This is a genomic window from Streptomyces sp. NPDC001970 (assembly GCF_053594115.1).
The window spans coordinates 124,148-136,969 of record NZ_JBSFDW010000006.1 but is presented as its reverse complement, the minus strand read 5'-3'; the positions used below and the strand labels follow the sequence as shown (position 1 = coordinate 136,969).

Genomic DNA, 12,822 nt, shown 5'->3' with positions numbered 1-12,822 from the left:
GCCGGTCTGGCGGCCAAGCCAGAGGAGGTCAGCGGCGCCTCATCGATGAAGCCGCTCTCCTCTGCAAGCGCGCCTTCCTGGCCTGGCGCTCAGTGACCGCACCACACAAGCTGATCCAGTGCCCCATCTCGTGGACGTAGCCGGGGAGTGGGCGACGGCGCGAAGCATACGCTGGCCTTCGTCACCGCCTGCTAGTCACGCTCGTCCACCTTCGCCACGGTGCCCCAGACCGCCGGCCTTGCGACATGTTTCTTGATCAGGTTGCGCTCATGTACTGGGGCCGGAAACTCCGGTTGCCCTAGGAAGGCTCAAGTGCTCATCAAACGCGCCGTGCTGGCCGTGGGGATCGTCGTCGCTGCTGGTCTGCCGACAGCAGGGACCGCCGCGGCGGAGCAGGGGACGGCGATCGGCCGGATCACCGTTCTGGCGCCGTTGACGCTGATTCAGAGCGCTACCTCCACCGAAGGGCCACGGGGCGAACCCCCGTTTCAGATGAAGTGGCCACCACACGATCGGAAGTAGCGGACCGTCAGAGGGGGAGGCGCAATGTCACGGGGATGGAAGATCGCAGTCATCGTGCTTGCGGCGGGGATCGTCGGCTGGTTCCTGTGGCCCTGGTTCCTGTATTCCTGGATGCGCAGGGAGTGAGGCACGAGACACCGGCCGGGCAACCGGTCGGGGCCACACCCCGCTCAACCCAACCCCGGTAGGCCGTCGTTGTGTCACACGTGCCACAACAAGCGGGCAGTCACAGGGAATCGGAGCGAACGGCGGACTCGAACCCGAGGTACGGCCGGCACAAGGAGCATGCAAATCCCGCCAGTGACACCCGATCTCGCCCCTGAAGCGGTGATCACGTGTCAGGTGGGCCGGGCGCACTGTGAGTTTCCAGGCGATGGACGAGTGCACGCAGAGCGCGAAGTTCAGCATCCGGTGCATGCGCGCCCTCTCGGGTGAGGGCGATCCATGTTCGGGGGCGCCGGCCGGCGTGGCCCTTCTCCATGGTGATCAGGCCCGAATCCTCCAACACCTTGAGATGCCTGGAGAGGTTTCCGTCGGTGACGGCCAGTTGCTTTTCAGGAAGCCGGGCTCGACCCGGTCGGCTTCGCGGGCGATGGTGAGGATGCCGAGCCGCACGCGCTGGTGGACGGTGTCATCCAGCGCATGGGCCGGATGCAGTCCTTCGCGGTCGTCCCGCGCAGCGGACGAGTCCCCGACGCTCATGAGACGACCGTACGCGCACCGGCCGCACCAGCGGCGCCCGAGGCGGCCCGGCGACGGACCTTGGCCCACTCGGCCAGACCGGCGAGGAGCAGGATGACGGCGAGCAGGAGCGCCTTGGCCTGCGGGCCGTCGGTCCAGCCTGGGTGAGCGGGGTGCTCCCAGGGGAGCCACCCGCTGCCCCAAGAGGCTCCCAGACAGCCGGTGAGCAGCAGGGCGTGAGCAGTGCCGGCCGCCAGGATGATCCAGCTGCGCTCGGCCGGGCCGAGGGCGTTAGAGTCCGATGCCGACCAGGTACCACGGGGATGCGTAGCTGTTCTCCAGCAGCACGGCCTCCCACGGCTGGTTCCTGGCGAACAGCAGCACCAACAGGGCGGTCGTGACCACCGCGGTGGCTGCGGCGGTCACACCCTGGACCGCGCGAGGGCGGCTTCACGGGACTCCCCGCTGCGCGGCCTGCGCTGCGGGCAGACTCCGGTCTCGGGGCCCACGGTTGGTATCGACCCCTCACTCGATGTCTAATTTGCCTGGTATTTACTGTTTGACTTCATTCCGGCCTCGCACCTAGGCTGGCTGCGCTGGTGCAAATGAGACGACTTGCACAGAAGCCGCCATACGGATGGATGTACAGGCGTCTCGGAGCCGGTCGGGGATCGCGACGCATCAAGGTCGCGGCCCGAACGGCCAAGCGGCAGGCTCGGATTTGTGGTGCAGGGCACCAGACACGGGCCGCAGACGAATCCCCACGCAAGCTCTCGTGTGGCGCCGTGAGCGCGTGAGTTCCGCGGCTTCCGGGCCTGCGAGAAAACCTTCGTCATCCCCAGAAGGGGGAGCATCATGCACACGACTGTGTCCAGGATCGGCCGTCTGCTCGCCGTTCTGTTCGCCACGATCGCCCTCGCCTTCGCGAGTGCCGGCGTCGCCAGTGCCCAGAGCTGGGCCTCCTGGGACCACGGGTCCAGCTACTCGTCCGACAGCTACGACCACGGCAGTGGCTACGACGGCGACGACGATGACGACGATGACAACAGGTGGTGATGCGGACAGCAGCTGCCCGTGACGGCCACCGGTGGATCTCCCGGAGACGCGGATCTCCCGGACACGTGGAGGCCTGCCGGTGGCCGGCGCGGACAAGCAAGCGCGCGCCTGTGGACCATCGCAGCGAGTGAGAGGCGCACCGGCCCATGGCCGGGCGCCCACCCGAATTGCTGCGGAACGTAGGTCCGTTCCCGTCGGCGGGGCACTGCGCCCCTACGCGGCCGGGCCGACGTCGACGGGGAGGGGTGAACTGTGGGCGGATGTCCGGCCGACTTCGGTCGGCGTCCGCCACGAGGACCAGGACAACGTGCGTCACCCGGCGTCCGTTGCCGCCACGTCATCAGCCCGGGGAAACGAAGCCGGACTCGTACGCCGCGATGACCGCCTGCGTGCGATCCCGCACCCCGAGTTTCGTCAGCACGGAACTCACATGTGATTTGACCGTCTCGGTACCCACCACCAGGCGGGCGGCAATCTCCGCGTTCGACAGGCCGCCTGCCATGAGACGCAGCACCTCCCCCTCTCGCTCGGTCAGCGCGGCGCGCTCCATGGCCGCCCGGACCTCCGCATTGCCGTGGTCCTTGCCGTACGAGGCGGCCAACTGCCGCACCGCTGCGGGAAACAGCAGCGAGTCGCTTTCGGCCACCAGCCGCACGGCGTGCACGATCTCCGCCGGCCGGGCCCGCTTCAGCAGGAACCCGTCGGCGCCGGCGCGCAGTGCCCCGTACACGTACTCGTCGTTCTCGAAGGTCGTCACCACGACGATCTTCGGCGGGTCCGGAACCGTGCGCAGCACCGCCCGGGTGGCCTCGATGCCGTCCATGAGCGGCATCCGTACGTCCATGGCGACGACGTCGGGGCGCAGTCGCCGTACCAGGGGGATCACGGCGGCGCCGTCGGCCGCTTCGCCCACTACCGTGATGTCCGGCTGGGCCTCCAGCACGGCGCGCAGGCCCGCCCGTACCAGCGGCTCGTCGTCGACGAGGAGAACGGTGAGCGGCATTCCGGCAGCCTAGATCACTGCAGCGGCAGGTCGACGTGCAGCAGCAAGTTACCGCTGTCCTGCCCCGCCCGGGCCTCGCCGCCGAGCAACGCGGCGCGCTCCCGGATCCCCTGCAGCCCGCTGCCACCGCCCACGCCGGTCACCGATGCTGTCGTGGTCATCGGATTGCGCACCTCTATTCGCAGCCGTGTCTCCTCCACGGCGATGCGGACACGGACCGGCACGGCACCCGCGTGCCGCAGTACGTTGGTGAGAGCCTCCTGGAGTATCCGGTACCCCTCACGGGACACCGGAGCCGGCACATGGTCAAACGCCCCGGTCACCTGGGCATCGACCTGCGCACCCGAGGAGCGGGCGGAGTCCAGCAGTCGGTCCGCCGCGCCGAGGCCGGGCCGGGTGCCGACTGGCCGCGCCGGTTCGCGCAGCACCATCAGGACCCTTTCCAGGTCTTCCAGCGCAGCCCGGCCCGTCTCCTCGATGATCTCCAGCGTCCGATCCGTGAAGTCCGCGTCGGCGGCCGTCCGGGCGGCACCCGCCTGCACTACGGCCAGGGTCAGGGCGTGGCCGAGAGAGTCGTGCAACTCCCGGGCGATGCGGTTGCGTTCCAGCAGCCGCTCGGTACGCTCCTCCAACTCGGCCAGACGCTCCTTCGCCGACGGTCCGAGCAGTCGGCGGGCCGCCTCTGCCATGAGGGCACCTGCACCAGCCGCCACTGCGACCAGCAACAACACGGGAAACGGGGTCAGCAGGGCGTACGCCCAGCCCGTACCGGAAGGCCCCACCAGTGGGTCGGACACGTCAGGATCTCCGGCGGCAGCCCCGACAAGCGACAGGAAGAGCGCCATCAACTGCCCCGTCACCAGTGCGACGGCGAGCCCTGCTTCCAGGCGCAGCACCATCCAGGCACCAGTTCTCGCCCGATCGCTCCATGAAGCGGACGGGACGGCGGAGACACCCGAATCCTCTTTGCCCCTCACGCGTGCGTGCGGCCCGGGAAACAGCATCAGCCGCGCCTGCAGCCCCTCCGCCCGGCGCACCTCGGGCACCATGGCCGCGGTCAGGATCAAGGGGATCGGCAGGACGGCGATGAGTACCCAGTCGGACGGCGTCGGGCTGGTCAGCCCGGGATAGACCATTGCGCAGGCGAAGGGCACGATCGACCCGACCAGCAGGTGAAGCCAGCGGGTGTACGTGACCGCACGGGTCAGGGGCGACAGGAAGCCTGGCATGCGGTCATCGTGTCAGAGCGAGCAGGACTGGGGTTCCCCCGCGCGGGGGAGACGGTCTCCTCCGGCGCGGGATGCACGGCCCCGCCCGCACGACGACGCTGAAGCCATGAGCAGCATCGATGTCAAAGACCTCACGAAGGAGTACGGCAGCACCCGGGCCGTAGACCGTCTGACGCTGAGCGTCGAGCCGGGCCGGGTCACCGGTTTCCTCGGCCCCAACGGCGCCGGCAAGTCCACCACCATGCGCCTCGTCCTCGGCCTCGACCGCCCCACGGCCGGAACCGCCACGGTCGACGGCCGACCGTACGCGACGCTGCGCGAACCCCTTCGCACGGTCGGCGCCCTGCTGGACCCGCAGGCCGCCCACGGTTCCCGCACCGCCCTCGACCATCTGCGCTTCCTCGCCGTCAGCAACCGCATCCCGGCCCGCCGCGTGGACGAGGTCCTGCAGGACACCGGTCTGGCCACGGCGGCACGCCGCCGCATCAAAACCTTCTCGCTCGGCATGCGTCAGCGCCTCGGCATCGCCGCCGCGCTGCTCGGAGACCCGGCTGTTCTCCTGCTGGACGAACCAGCCAACGGCCTGGACCCCGAAGGGATCGTCCGGATCCGCCACTTGCTGCGCCGACTCGCCCGCGAGGGCCGCACGATCCTGGTCTCCAGTCACCTGATGAACGAGACCGCGACCTTCGCCGACCACCTCGTCGTCCTCGGACGGGGCCGGCTCCTCGCCGATCTCCCCATGCGGGAGTTCATCGAACAGCACGGCCACGCGCGCGTACGCGTGCGATCCGGCGCCCCTGCCCGGCTGCGAGCCGCGCTGCTGGCCGGTGGATACACGGTCACAGGAGGCGATGACGGCCGATGGGTCGTCGAAGGCGCCGAAGCCGAGCAGGTCGGGGCCATCGCCGCCCGCGAGGGCGTCACCGTGCTCGAACTCGCCGATGAACACGCGTCCCTGGAGGAGGCCTATCTCGCTCTCACCGCGGACGAGACGGAGTTCTCCGCCACCGCCCCAGCCCTTCCCATCGCCCCTCAGGAGGCCTGACCATGTCGGTCACAGCGGTGCTCCACTCCGAGTGGATCAAAATGCGGTCGGTCCGGGCGAGCTTCGGATCGCTCATCGCGGTCTTCGCCGCGGCCCTGGCCATCACTCTGCTCGTCTTCGCCACCGTGGGCCGAGCCGAGGCGGACAACGGCGGGGACCCCGTCTTCGAAGCCTTCTACGCGATCAACTTCGCACAGATCGCGGCCATCGCCTTCGGGGCCACCGCTGTGTCGTCCGAGTATGCGGGCGGCGCCCTGCGGACTTCGCTGTCCGCAGTGCCGCACCGGGACCTCTTCTACGCGGCCAAGGCGGCGGTTCTGGCCGGCGCCGCTCTCGTCGTAGGGCTCGCCACCGCCTTCGCCACCTTCTTCGTGGGGCAGGCGTTCCTGGGGAAGTACGCCATCGGCCTCAGCGAACCAGGTGCGCTGCGAGCCTGCCTGGGCGCAGGGATCTACCTCACTCTGATGGCGTTGTTCGCCGCGGGGCTCGCCTTCCTGCTGCGCAGCGCCGTCGCGGTGCTGAGCCTGCTCATCCCGTTCATTCTGATCGTGTCCTTCGTCGTCGGAGACATCGCCGAGGGAGCTGCCGCCTACCTGCCGGACCGCGCCGGTCAACAAGTGCTGCACCAGGATCCGGCGGGAGGCCTCGGCCCCTGGACAGGGCTCGCGGTGACCGCGCTGTGGGCGGCTGCCGCACTGCTGGCCGGTTGGCAGGCGGTGCGCCGACGCGACGTCTGACTCTCTGGCGCCCGGCACGCGCCCCCGGCGGCCGATCCAAACAGCCACCAGCCTGCCCGTGCGCCGACGGAACGTCGACGACGAGCGTCGTCCACGACTCGACACCCATGCTCGGAACGCGGCGGTGAAGCGTGCCTCCCTCGGTGAAGAAGGCTGAACCCGCTGGGCAGCGCTCGTTCCAGATCCGTGCCGGACAGAGCGGACGACCGCCGTCAACGGTGAGCCGAGGAACCGTTCCACCGGATCGCCTCACCAGCCATTGCGGCGATTCGTTCCGACAGGGAGTCAGGTGCGGGGCTCCCAGCGGAATCTGCGGGCCGCGATCCAAGCGAACAGAGCCGTCCACGCGATCGCCAGCACGCCTCGGATCAACGCATCGCCCGCTGTCAGCTCACCCGTCCACCCGGAGCGCATCAGGTCGACCGTCGGGGACATCGGCGCGAACAGCAGCACGTCGCCGAGCATCTCGGGCAGCACCTCGCGGGGGATGTAGATCCCGGAGATCATCGGCAGGATGAAGACGGCCGGGAGCGTGGCAATCAGCACGGACTCGACGGTCCGGCACAACGCCGCCGTCGCGGCTGCCATTGCCGTCATCAGCGCAACTCCGGTGAGCAACCCGGTGACCGCCGAGAGCGGTTGCCGGGGTGCCACACCGAACATCACCGACAGCACGGCCGCGACCGCCACGATCTGCACCACGGCGATCGTGACGTACATGGACGCGCCGCCGGCGAGGATCACCTGGTCGGACACCTCTCCCGTACGCAGCCGCTTGAGCACCAGTTCCTCTCTGCGGGCCACGTACAGTCCGGTGACGGACGAGTACAGGGAGAAGATCATCAGAATCCCGGCGGCGGTCGACACCATCAGCGGGCCCAGGTTCAGGCCGTGCTTGTCGAGCTCCATCTGGTCCTGCACGAACCGCATCGACACCGTGATCATCAACGGCACGAACAACACGAAGATGTAGTTCGCCTTGATCCGGTTGAACAGCTTCCACTCGATACGGAACAGGGCCTTCATGTGCCGCATGGCCAGACCGTTCACTCCGCCGCCCCTTCCTGGCTCGCGATGCTGATGAAGGCTTCTTCGAGGGAGGCCGGCCGCGCGGTGAACCGGTCCAGCGTCACGTCACGGTCCTCGGCCCAGGCGAGGAGCCGGGCGGCGTCCTTCTGCAACTGCTTGGTCGTGACGATCACCCGTCCGCCCCGCTCTTCCGCCCTGCCGCTGACAGGCAGTTCGTGAACGGCCCACTTGTCCGGCAGACCGAACGACAGCGTCGACGAGTGGCCGGCGACGATCTCCGAGACGGTGCCGGAGGAGGCGATCCGACCCCGGTGCATGATCGCCAACTCGTCTGCGAGGGACTCGGCTTCTTCCAGGTAGTGCGTGGTCAGAAGGATCGTCGTGCCTTTCTCCTGCAGGCTCCGGACGAGCTGCCATGTGGCGTGGCGGCCCTCAGCGTCCATGCCGGCGGTCGGTTCGTCGAGGAACAGCACGTCAGGGTGCGACAGCGTTGCGACGGCCAGATCGAGTCGGCGCCTCTCGCCGCCCGAGAGGTTCTGCACCATCACGTCGGCGCGGTGAGGCAGCCCGGCGAGTTCGATGGCCTCGGCAACGGGTCGGGACCGGGAGGTGAGCTGGGACCACATCTCCACGCTCTCCGCCACCGTCAGATGGGATATGAAGCCGCCCTCCTGCAGCATCGCCCCGGTACGGGGCCGGATGCGGCCCCGGTCGGCGACCGGATCGAGTCCGCCGAACAGACGGACGCGGCCCCGGTGCGGGGCGGCGAGGCCCTCGAGGAGTTCGACGGTGGAGGTCTTGCCGGCGCCGTTGGTTCCGAGGAGGGCGAACAGTTGCCCGGGCCGGACGGTGAAGCTGACCCCGCGTACGGCGTCGAACGCGTTCCTTCCCCGCCCGTATCGGCGCCATACGTCCTCGGCATGAATATGACTGCTTCCCTCTTGAGCCATGCGTCCTTCCTCAAATGAATGGATGGGGGATGAGGCGATTCTTTCACGTGCGAACAGCGAGAAGCCAGGCGTGGAATTGTAGATTCCGTGAAAGGGCCCGATGTAATCGGAACCTCAAATTCCGCGAAAATAATCACATTGTGACGCCGATCACGCGGGTAATTACTTGATCAAGTGGATCCGGTCGTTCATATACTGACGGCACGTTCACCGGCGGCAGGGACTGACCACCCTCCGCCTGGTGCCGCGGACCCGACGCTTCGTCGCCCCGCCCTCCAGGTGTGGCCGCCCCAGTCCGTCCGCGCAGTCCACGTGATCTCAGTCAAGGGGGAAGTTCATGCTTCTGGACAAGGTGAATCAGGACGCCTCGCTCGCCGATCTCGTGGCCGAGCGCGGTCCCGAGGCGCGCATCGCGCCCGTCATGGCCACTCCGGCCATCTTCACGCCGGCCGCCGTCAAGGTTGGCGTGAGCGCCGGCGCCGCGGTCGCCACCTACATGGCGACCAAGGCGGTCAAGTAGCACCTCGCGGCGCCCCTCACGGTCGCCGCTGTCACACCTGCGTGCGCACGCTGATTCTCCTTGACCCTGCGTACGCCACGGTAAAGCCGAAGTCAATCAGCCACTTACCAGAAGCCCTGTCTGACGCGCGTCCAGAATTTCCTGTTCACGGCGACCACGGCCTGCTGTTCCCATATCCGGGCCTACCGTGATTCGGTCGAGAATATCGGCTTTCTCAACGACCGAAGTGACGCCTATTTTTCCGTCCGACTTCCCGCCGCCGGGCATTCCCCGCGGTGGCGGGATGTTCCCTGCCCCGACACATAACGGAGAGGAGGAAAACACATGCTGACGCAGAAGGTGAACGCCAACGCGTCCCTCAAGGGGGCGCTCGAGGCGGGCGCGCCCGCTCGCGGCACGGCTCCCGTCATGGCCACTCCGGCCATCTTCGCGACCCCCGTGATCGCCAAGGCCGCTGGTGCCGTGGTCGGTGCCGGTGCGGTTACCGGTGCTGCCTACGCGGCGTACAAGGTGGCCACCGGCTGAGCCCGGTGAGCCCCGGTTCCGGAGACTCCGGTTCTGGCAGACAGTGCAAGTGTCTGCCAGAACCGGAGCACTCTCCCATGTATCAGATTATTGGAGGATGCACCATGTCCGTGCTCGTTGAGAAGGTCAACGCAGGCGCCGGTCAGGCGGCCGACGGCTCGGTCGCTCCCGTGATGGCGACCCCCGCTGCGTTCGTTGCAGGCGTTGTGGCCGGCGGCAAGGTGTCCGCCGTCATCACCGCCGCCGCCGGCGTCGGCGCCGCGGTCAAGGCCGCCCAGAAGTAGCGGGCGTTGGCGGGAAGCCCAGCGGTCCGGGGTTTCCCGCCTGTCCCTTTCACCGCCCCACGCCCCACGCCACCTCAACTGACATGCGACCAGGAACAGATCATGCTGTCACGTCTCCGCAGAGCCGCTGAGTCGGCGTGCGCGAAGCCGCTCACCACCGCCGAGCGGCTGTCCGCCGCCACACACCTGCTGTCCAGCCTCGAGTACATCGTGCGCAGGGCGGACCGGGAACCGGGCGGCCTGAACGATTGGAACCACACCAGGTCCCAAGTGCCCGCCAAAACCAGGGCGATGCAGGCCGTCAAGGACTTCATCGCCCGCGAACCGGTCACCCAGGCCCTCCACGGCTCCCGCGCCCTGGCAGCAGCGGTCCTCATCTCACCGGTGAAGAGCAACAAGGTACGGATGGCCGCCAACGCCTATCTGGCGGGCAGTCAGCTCCTCATCTATCCACGGCACCTGTTCGGCACGGACGGATCCGACCAGGTGTCGTTCCTGGTGCAGACAGCCGCCGCACTCGGCCGGGCCGGCGGTACCGACGCCAGCCGCACCGCCGCCGTGCAGTTCATCGGCGCCCAGACCGTCCTGTCCTACGGGGCGTCCGGCTGGGCCAAACTCCCTGGTGACACCTGGCGGTCCGGCGACGCCCTCGCGAAGATCATGCGCACCCGGACCTACGGCGACGAGTGGTTCTACAACCAACTGGAGAAGTACCCGGCATTGTCCCGCGCGGTCTGCCACACCGTTCTCGCGCTGGAGTGCGGATTCCCCCTACTGCTGCTCAAAAAGGGCAAGTACATCGACGCCGGCCTGCTCGTCATGGGTGCCTTCCACGTAGCCAACGCCCGCTTCATGGGCCTGTCCCGCTTCGCATGGGCGTTCGCATCCACTTATCCGTCCGTCAGGGCACTCGCCAAAGGCACCGGTGAGGCGGCATGAGCAGGCTCACGTTCCCGAAACTCACCACAGCGGGCCTGGCCGCGTGCCTGGCCGCCGGTCTCGCCCACCAGGGCTACGCCACCCTCGCCACCCAGGCCGGCCACGCGGGCTTCGAGCGGCGCCGCCTGCGCTGCGACAGCGGCAACCTCATCACCTACCACGTACGGCGTGGTGCGGCGGGCGGTCCGACACTGGTGTGCGACGCCGGCCTGATGAACTCGTCCGCGGCGTGGCTGCTCGTCGCCGACCACCTCGACCCGGCGATCTCGTTGGTGCTGTACGACCGGGCTGGATACCGCAGTTCGCTGCGGCGCTGCCCGGAGGACTACGCGCTCGGCGAGTCCGTGAACGACCTGACCGAAGTCATCGCCGACGCCGTCTCCACCGACGGCCCCTGCGTGCTGGCCGGGCACTCCCTCGGCGGTTACCTCGCCCACCGCGCGGCCGCCGCCACCACCGGCCGGATCCACGGACTGGTACTGGTCGACCCCACCCACCCGCGTGAGCTGCTGCACTCCCGCAGGCAGCGCGAAGGCTCCCGCGGCGTGAACCTGACGATGAAGCTCGGCCCGTGGTCGTCGGTGTTCGGGGCCGGCCTGCTCATCGACAAGAAGGGACTGTTCTCCTTCGCGGAGAACAGTCCTCACCTGCGGGCACTGCGTCTGGAAGGCTCCGCCCCCTCCACATGGCGAGCCGGACGGCGCGAGTGGGACTACTCGTACGCCTTCATGCTCGACGGCGGGCGGCCCCTCGACCGGCTGCGGATCCCCGTCTCCGTGGTGGCGGCCGAGTCGACCATGCGGGACACCCCCGAGCACCAGGACCTGTACGACGAGTACATCGCGTCGGGCAGCGGCGGCCGGATCGTGACCATCCCCGGTTCCAGTCATCTGTCCATCACGGGCGGGGTCGAGCACGCCCCGCTCACCACCAGGGCCATCGAGGACGTGGTGGCGGCGGCCGCGGCGCAGAACGGCGGAGAAGACCGGCAGAAGCAGGGGGATGCGGCGTGAGCAGAACGTCCACGGTGATGGAACGGGCGGTACCGGCGATCCTCGCCGGCTGGTTCGTGGCGTCGGTACTGGGCCAGCACCCCGACCGCAGCTACGACAAGGTCCGCAGCGGCGACAAGACGGGCACGGGGATCCTCATCCCCAACTGGCGGTTCTTCGCGCCCAACCCGGCCGTGGAGGACCAGCACTTCCTCTACCGGCTCGCCAATGAGGACAGGACGGAGCACACCGAGTGGCGGGAGGTGTACCCCATCGCGCCCCGCAAGCTGATCCACGCCTTCTGGTTCCCCGGCCGCCGCGCCGAGAAGGCCATCTTCGACGTGGCCTCCACCCTGCTGAACAACCCGGGTGCGATGACCCCGCTGCACAAGGAGGCCAAGGAGTCCGCGTACCGGCTCGTCAACGAATTCGTCCGTCAACGCCTCACTCCGGAGCCGGGTTTCCCGCTGTTCCAGGTGCTGCTGGTGCGCTACTCCGGCTACGACCACAGCGAAGATCCGAAGTACGACATGGTCTTCGACTACGAAGAGGTGAACCCGTGACTCAGGACGCGCAGGACACGCACGACGTCCAGTACGGGATCGCAGTCGCCTCCGTGTACGACTCGCTGATCGCTCCCGCCATGCCCGCCGAGGCCGCCGTCGACCGGCTCCGCCCGCACGTGACCGGCGCCCACGTCCTGGAGATCGGCGTCGGCACCGGCCGTGTCGCCATCCCCGTCGCCGCCATCGCCGCCCGGGTGGTCGGCCTGGACAACTCCCGGCCGATGCTGGACGAGTTCCGCGCCAAGACCGTCCCCGGAAACGTGTCGCTGGTGCGGGCCGACTTCCGGGAGCCGCTTCCGGTCACCGGCCCGTTCGACGCGGCATACTCCACGATGGGCTCGCTGGCGTGCGTGGCCGACCGCGAAGAGCTGACGGCCGCCCTCGCCCACATACGCGCCGTGCTGGCGCCGGGCGCGACGCTGTCGCTGGAGTACTACGCCACCGGCACCTACCGGCCGCTCGTGGCGCAGCACACGGTGACGCTGCCCACCCCGCACCACGGCGGCACCACCACCTTCACCATCACCCTCGACGACGCGGATCTCCTCACCATGGGCACCCGCATCGACGCAGTCGGCACACCACCGGTGGAATTCAGCGAGCACGTCCTGCTCATCGAGCGCGACGAGGTCGAAGCCTGCCTGAACCGCGCCGGATTCACCGTCCAGCACGTGTACCCGGCCCAGAGCCCGCAGCCGTACGACTGGTACACCGCGCGCGCCACCGAGTAGGCAGGGAAGG

Annotated in this window: 18 protein-coding genes; 11 read left to right on the top strand and 7 right to left on the bottom strand. The window is 68.6% G+C overall.

Annotation, left to right across the window (positions count from 1 at the left end; translation table 11 throughout):
- Positions 1–312: 312 nt before the first annotated feature.
- The gene (locus ACWCP0_RS10320) at positions 313–522 is read left to right on the top strand and encodes a hypothetical protein (protein WP_451078421.1); all 210 of its coding nucleotides are present in this window, start codon (positions 313–315) and stop codon (positions 520–522) included.
- A 331-nt stretch (positions 523–853) separates the two neighbouring features.
- On the opposite strand, the gene ACWCP0_RS10315 is transcribed toward ACWCP0_RS10320, so the two are convergent.
- From ACWCP0_RS10315 to ACWCP0_RS10305, 3 genes are all read right to left on the bottom strand, one after another.
- Positions 854–1,030 carry a transcriptional regulator gene (locus tag ACWCP0_RS10315; RefSeq protein WP_451078420.1) on the bottom strand — a complete coding sequence of 59 codons (177 nt, stop codon included), beginning with the start codon at positions 1,028–1,030 and terminating at the stop codon, positions 854–856.
- Positions 1,009–1,224, bottom strand: a complete 216-nt coding sequence (locus ACWCP0_RS10310) for a hypothetical protein (RefSeq protein WP_451078419.1) — start codon at positions 1,222–1,224, stop codon at positions 1,009–1,011. Before ACWCP0_RS10310 ends, ACWCP0_RS10315 begins: the two co-directional genes overlap by 22 nt.
- 270 nt (positions 1,225–1,494) lie before the next feature.
- The gene (locus tag ACWCP0_RS10305) at positions 1,495–1,629 is read right to left on the bottom strand and encodes a hypothetical protein (protein WP_451078418.1); all 135 of its coding nucleotides are present in this window, start codon (positions 1,627–1,629) and stop codon (positions 1,495–1,497) included.
- 429 nt (positions 1,630–2,058) lie between these two features.
- Here ACWCP0_RS10305 and ACWCP0_RS10300 point away from each other — a divergent pair, with 429 nt between their 5' ends.
- On the top strand, positions 2,059–2,259 hold the full coding sequence (locus ACWCP0_RS10300) for a hypothetical protein (RefSeq protein WP_451078417.1): 201 nt from the start codon (positions 2,059–2,061) through the stop codon (positions 2,257–2,259).
- A 340-nt stretch (positions 2,260–2,599) separates the two neighbouring features.
- Here ACWCP0_RS10300 and ACWCP0_RS10295 read toward each other — a convergent pair whose 3' ends face one another.
- Together ACWCP0_RS10295 and ACWCP0_RS10290 are read right to left on the bottom strand one after the other, a co-directional pair.
- Positions 2,600–3,262: a response regulator gene (locus tag ACWCP0_RS10295; RefSeq protein WP_451078416.1), complete on the bottom strand. Its 663-nt coding sequence runs from the start codon at positions 3,260–3,262 to the stop codon at positions 2,600–2,602.
- 14 nt (positions 3,263–3,276) lie between these two features.
- Positions 3,277–4,491, bottom strand: a complete 1,215-nt coding sequence (locus ACWCP0_RS10290) for a sensor histidine kinase (protein ID WP_451078415.1) — start codon at positions 4,489–4,491, stop codon at positions 3,277–3,279.
- A 106-nt stretch (positions 4,492–4,597) separates the two neighbouring features.
- On the opposite strand from ACWCP0_RS10290, the gene ACWCP0_RS10285 reads away from it, so the two are divergent.
- Together ACWCP0_RS10285 and ACWCP0_RS10280 are read left to right on the top strand one after the other, a co-directional pair.
- On the top strand, positions 4,598–5,539 hold the full coding sequence (locus ACWCP0_RS10285; protein WP_451078414.1) for an ABC transporter ATP-binding protein: 942 nt from the start codon (positions 4,598–4,600) through the stop codon (positions 5,537–5,539).
- A 2-nt stretch (positions 5,540–5,541) separates the two neighbouring features.
- Positions 5,542–6,276, top strand: coding sequence for an ABC transporter permease (locus tag ACWCP0_RS10280; protein ID WP_451078413.1), 735 nt, complete (start codon positions 5,542–5,544; stop codon positions 6,274–6,276).
- 285 nt (positions 6,277–6,561) lie between these two features.
- On the opposite strand, the gene ACWCP0_RS10275 is transcribed toward ACWCP0_RS10280, so the two are convergent.
- Together ACWCP0_RS10275 and ACWCP0_RS10270 are read right to left on the bottom strand one after the other, a co-directional pair.
- The gene (locus ACWCP0_RS10275) at positions 6,562–7,311 is read right to left on the bottom strand and encodes an ABC transporter permease (RefSeq protein ID WP_451078412.1); all 750 of its coding nucleotides are present in this window, start codon (positions 7,309–7,311) and stop codon (positions 6,562–6,564) included.
- A gap of 11 nt (positions 7,312–7,322) precedes the next feature.
- Entirely contained in the window at positions 7,323–8,255 is a 933-nt protein-coding gene (locus ACWCP0_RS10270) for an ABC transporter ATP-binding protein (RefSeq protein ID WP_451078411.1), read from the bottom strand.
- A gap of 337 nt (positions 8,256–8,592) precedes the next feature.
- Here ACWCP0_RS10270 and ACWCP0_RS10265 point away from each other — a divergent pair, with 337 nt between their 5' ends.
- From ACWCP0_RS10265 to ACWCP0_RS10235, 7 genes are all read left to right on the top strand, one after another.
- On the top strand, positions 8,593–8,775 hold the full coding sequence (locus ACWCP0_RS10265) for a hypothetical protein (RefSeq protein ID WP_451078410.1): 183 nt from the start codon (positions 8,593–8,595) through the stop codon (positions 8,773–8,775).
- A gap of 324 nt (positions 8,776–9,099) precedes the next feature.
- Complete coding sequence (locus ACWCP0_RS10260; RefSeq protein WP_451078409.1) at positions 9,100–9,300, top strand: hypothetical protein; 201 nt, start codon at positions 9,100–9,102, stop codon at positions 9,298–9,300.
- 104 nt (positions 9,301–9,404) lie between these two features.
- Complete coding sequence (locus tag ACWCP0_RS10255; RefSeq protein WP_073756738.1) at positions 9,405–9,584, top strand: hypothetical protein; 180 nt, start codon at positions 9,405–9,407, stop codon at positions 9,582–9,584.
- Between the two features lie 102 nt (positions 9,585–9,686).
- Positions 9,687–10,523, top strand: a complete 837-nt coding sequence (locus ACWCP0_RS10250) for a hypothetical protein (RefSeq protein WP_451078408.1) — start codon at positions 9,687–9,689, stop codon at positions 10,521–10,523.
- Entirely contained in the window at positions 10,520–11,536 is a 1,017-nt protein-coding gene (locus ACWCP0_RS10245; protein WP_451078407.1) for an alpha/beta fold hydrolase, read from the top strand. The genes ACWCP0_RS10250 and ACWCP0_RS10245 overlap by 4 nt, the downstream gene beginning before the upstream one ends.
- Positions 11,533–12,078 carry a hypothetical protein gene (locus ACWCP0_RS10240; protein ID WP_451078406.1) on the top strand — a complete coding sequence of 182 codons (546 nt, stop codon included), beginning with the start codon at positions 11,533–11,535 and terminating at the stop codon, positions 12,076–12,078. The genes ACWCP0_RS10245 and ACWCP0_RS10240 overlap by 4 nt, the downstream gene beginning before the upstream one ends.
- The gene (locus ACWCP0_RS10235) at positions 12,075–12,812 is read left to right on the top strand and encodes a class I SAM-dependent methyltransferase (RefSeq protein WP_451078405.1); all 738 of its coding nucleotides are present in this window, start codon (positions 12,075–12,077) and stop codon (positions 12,810–12,812) included. Before ACWCP0_RS10240 ends, ACWCP0_RS10235 begins: the two co-directional genes overlap by 4 nt.
- Positions 12,813–12,822: the final 10 nt, after the last annotated feature.

Excerpts from the sequence above, each read along its gene's own strand:
- ACWCP0_RS10310 (WP_451078419.1), bottom strand. The coding sequence starts at position 1,224 with ATGAGCGTCGGGGACTCGTCCGCTGCGCGGGACGACCGCGAAGGACTG.
- ACWCP0_RS10300 (WP_451078417.1), top strand. The coding sequence starts at position 2,059 with ATGCACACGACTGTGTCCAGGATCGGCCGTCTGCTCGCCGTTCTGTTC.
- ACWCP0_RS10295 (WP_451078416.1), bottom strand. The coding sequence starts at position 3,262 with ATGCCGCTCACCGTTCTCCTCGTCGACGACGAGCCGCTGGTACGGGCG.
- ACWCP0_RS10290 (WP_451078415.1), bottom strand. The coding sequence starts at position 4,491 with ATGCCAGGCTTCCTGTCGCCCCTGACCCGTGCGGTCACGTACACCCGC.
- ACWCP0_RS10285 (WP_451078414.1), top strand. The coding sequence starts at position 4,598 with ATGAGCAGCATCGATGTCAAAGACCTCACGAAGGAGTACGGCAGCACC.
- ACWCP0_RS10280 (WP_451078413.1), top strand. The coding sequence starts at position 5,542 with ATGTCGGTCACAGCGGTGCTCCACTCCGAGTGGATCAAAATGCGGTCG.
- ACWCP0_RS10275 (WP_451078412.1), bottom strand. The coding sequence starts at position 7,311 with ATGCGGCACATGAAGGCCCTGTTCCGTATCGAGTGGAAGCTGTTCAAC.
- ACWCP0_RS10270 (WP_451078411.1), bottom strand. The coding sequence starts at position 8,255 with ATGGCTCAAGAGGGAAGCAGTCATATTCATGCCGAGGACGTATGGCGC.
- ACWCP0_RS10265 (WP_451078410.1), top strand. The coding sequence starts at position 8,593 with ATGCTTCTGGACAAGGTGAATCAGGACGCCTCGCTCGCCGATCTCGTG.
- ACWCP0_RS10260 (WP_451078409.1), top strand. The coding sequence starts at position 9,100 with ATGCTGACGCAGAAGGTGAACGCCAACGCGTCCCTCAAGGGGGCGCTC.
- ACWCP0_RS10255 (WP_073756738.1), top strand. The coding sequence starts at position 9,405 with ATGTCCGTGCTCGTTGAGAAGGTCAACGCAGGCGCCGGTCAGGCGGCC.
- ACWCP0_RS10250 (WP_451078408.1), top strand. The coding sequence starts at position 9,687 with ATGCTGTCACGTCTCCGCAGAGCCGCTGAGTCGGCGTGCGCGAAGCCG.
- ACWCP0_RS10245 (WP_451078407.1), top strand. The coding sequence starts at position 10,520 with ATGAGCAGGCTCACGTTCCCGAAACTCACCACAGCGGGCCTGGCCGCG.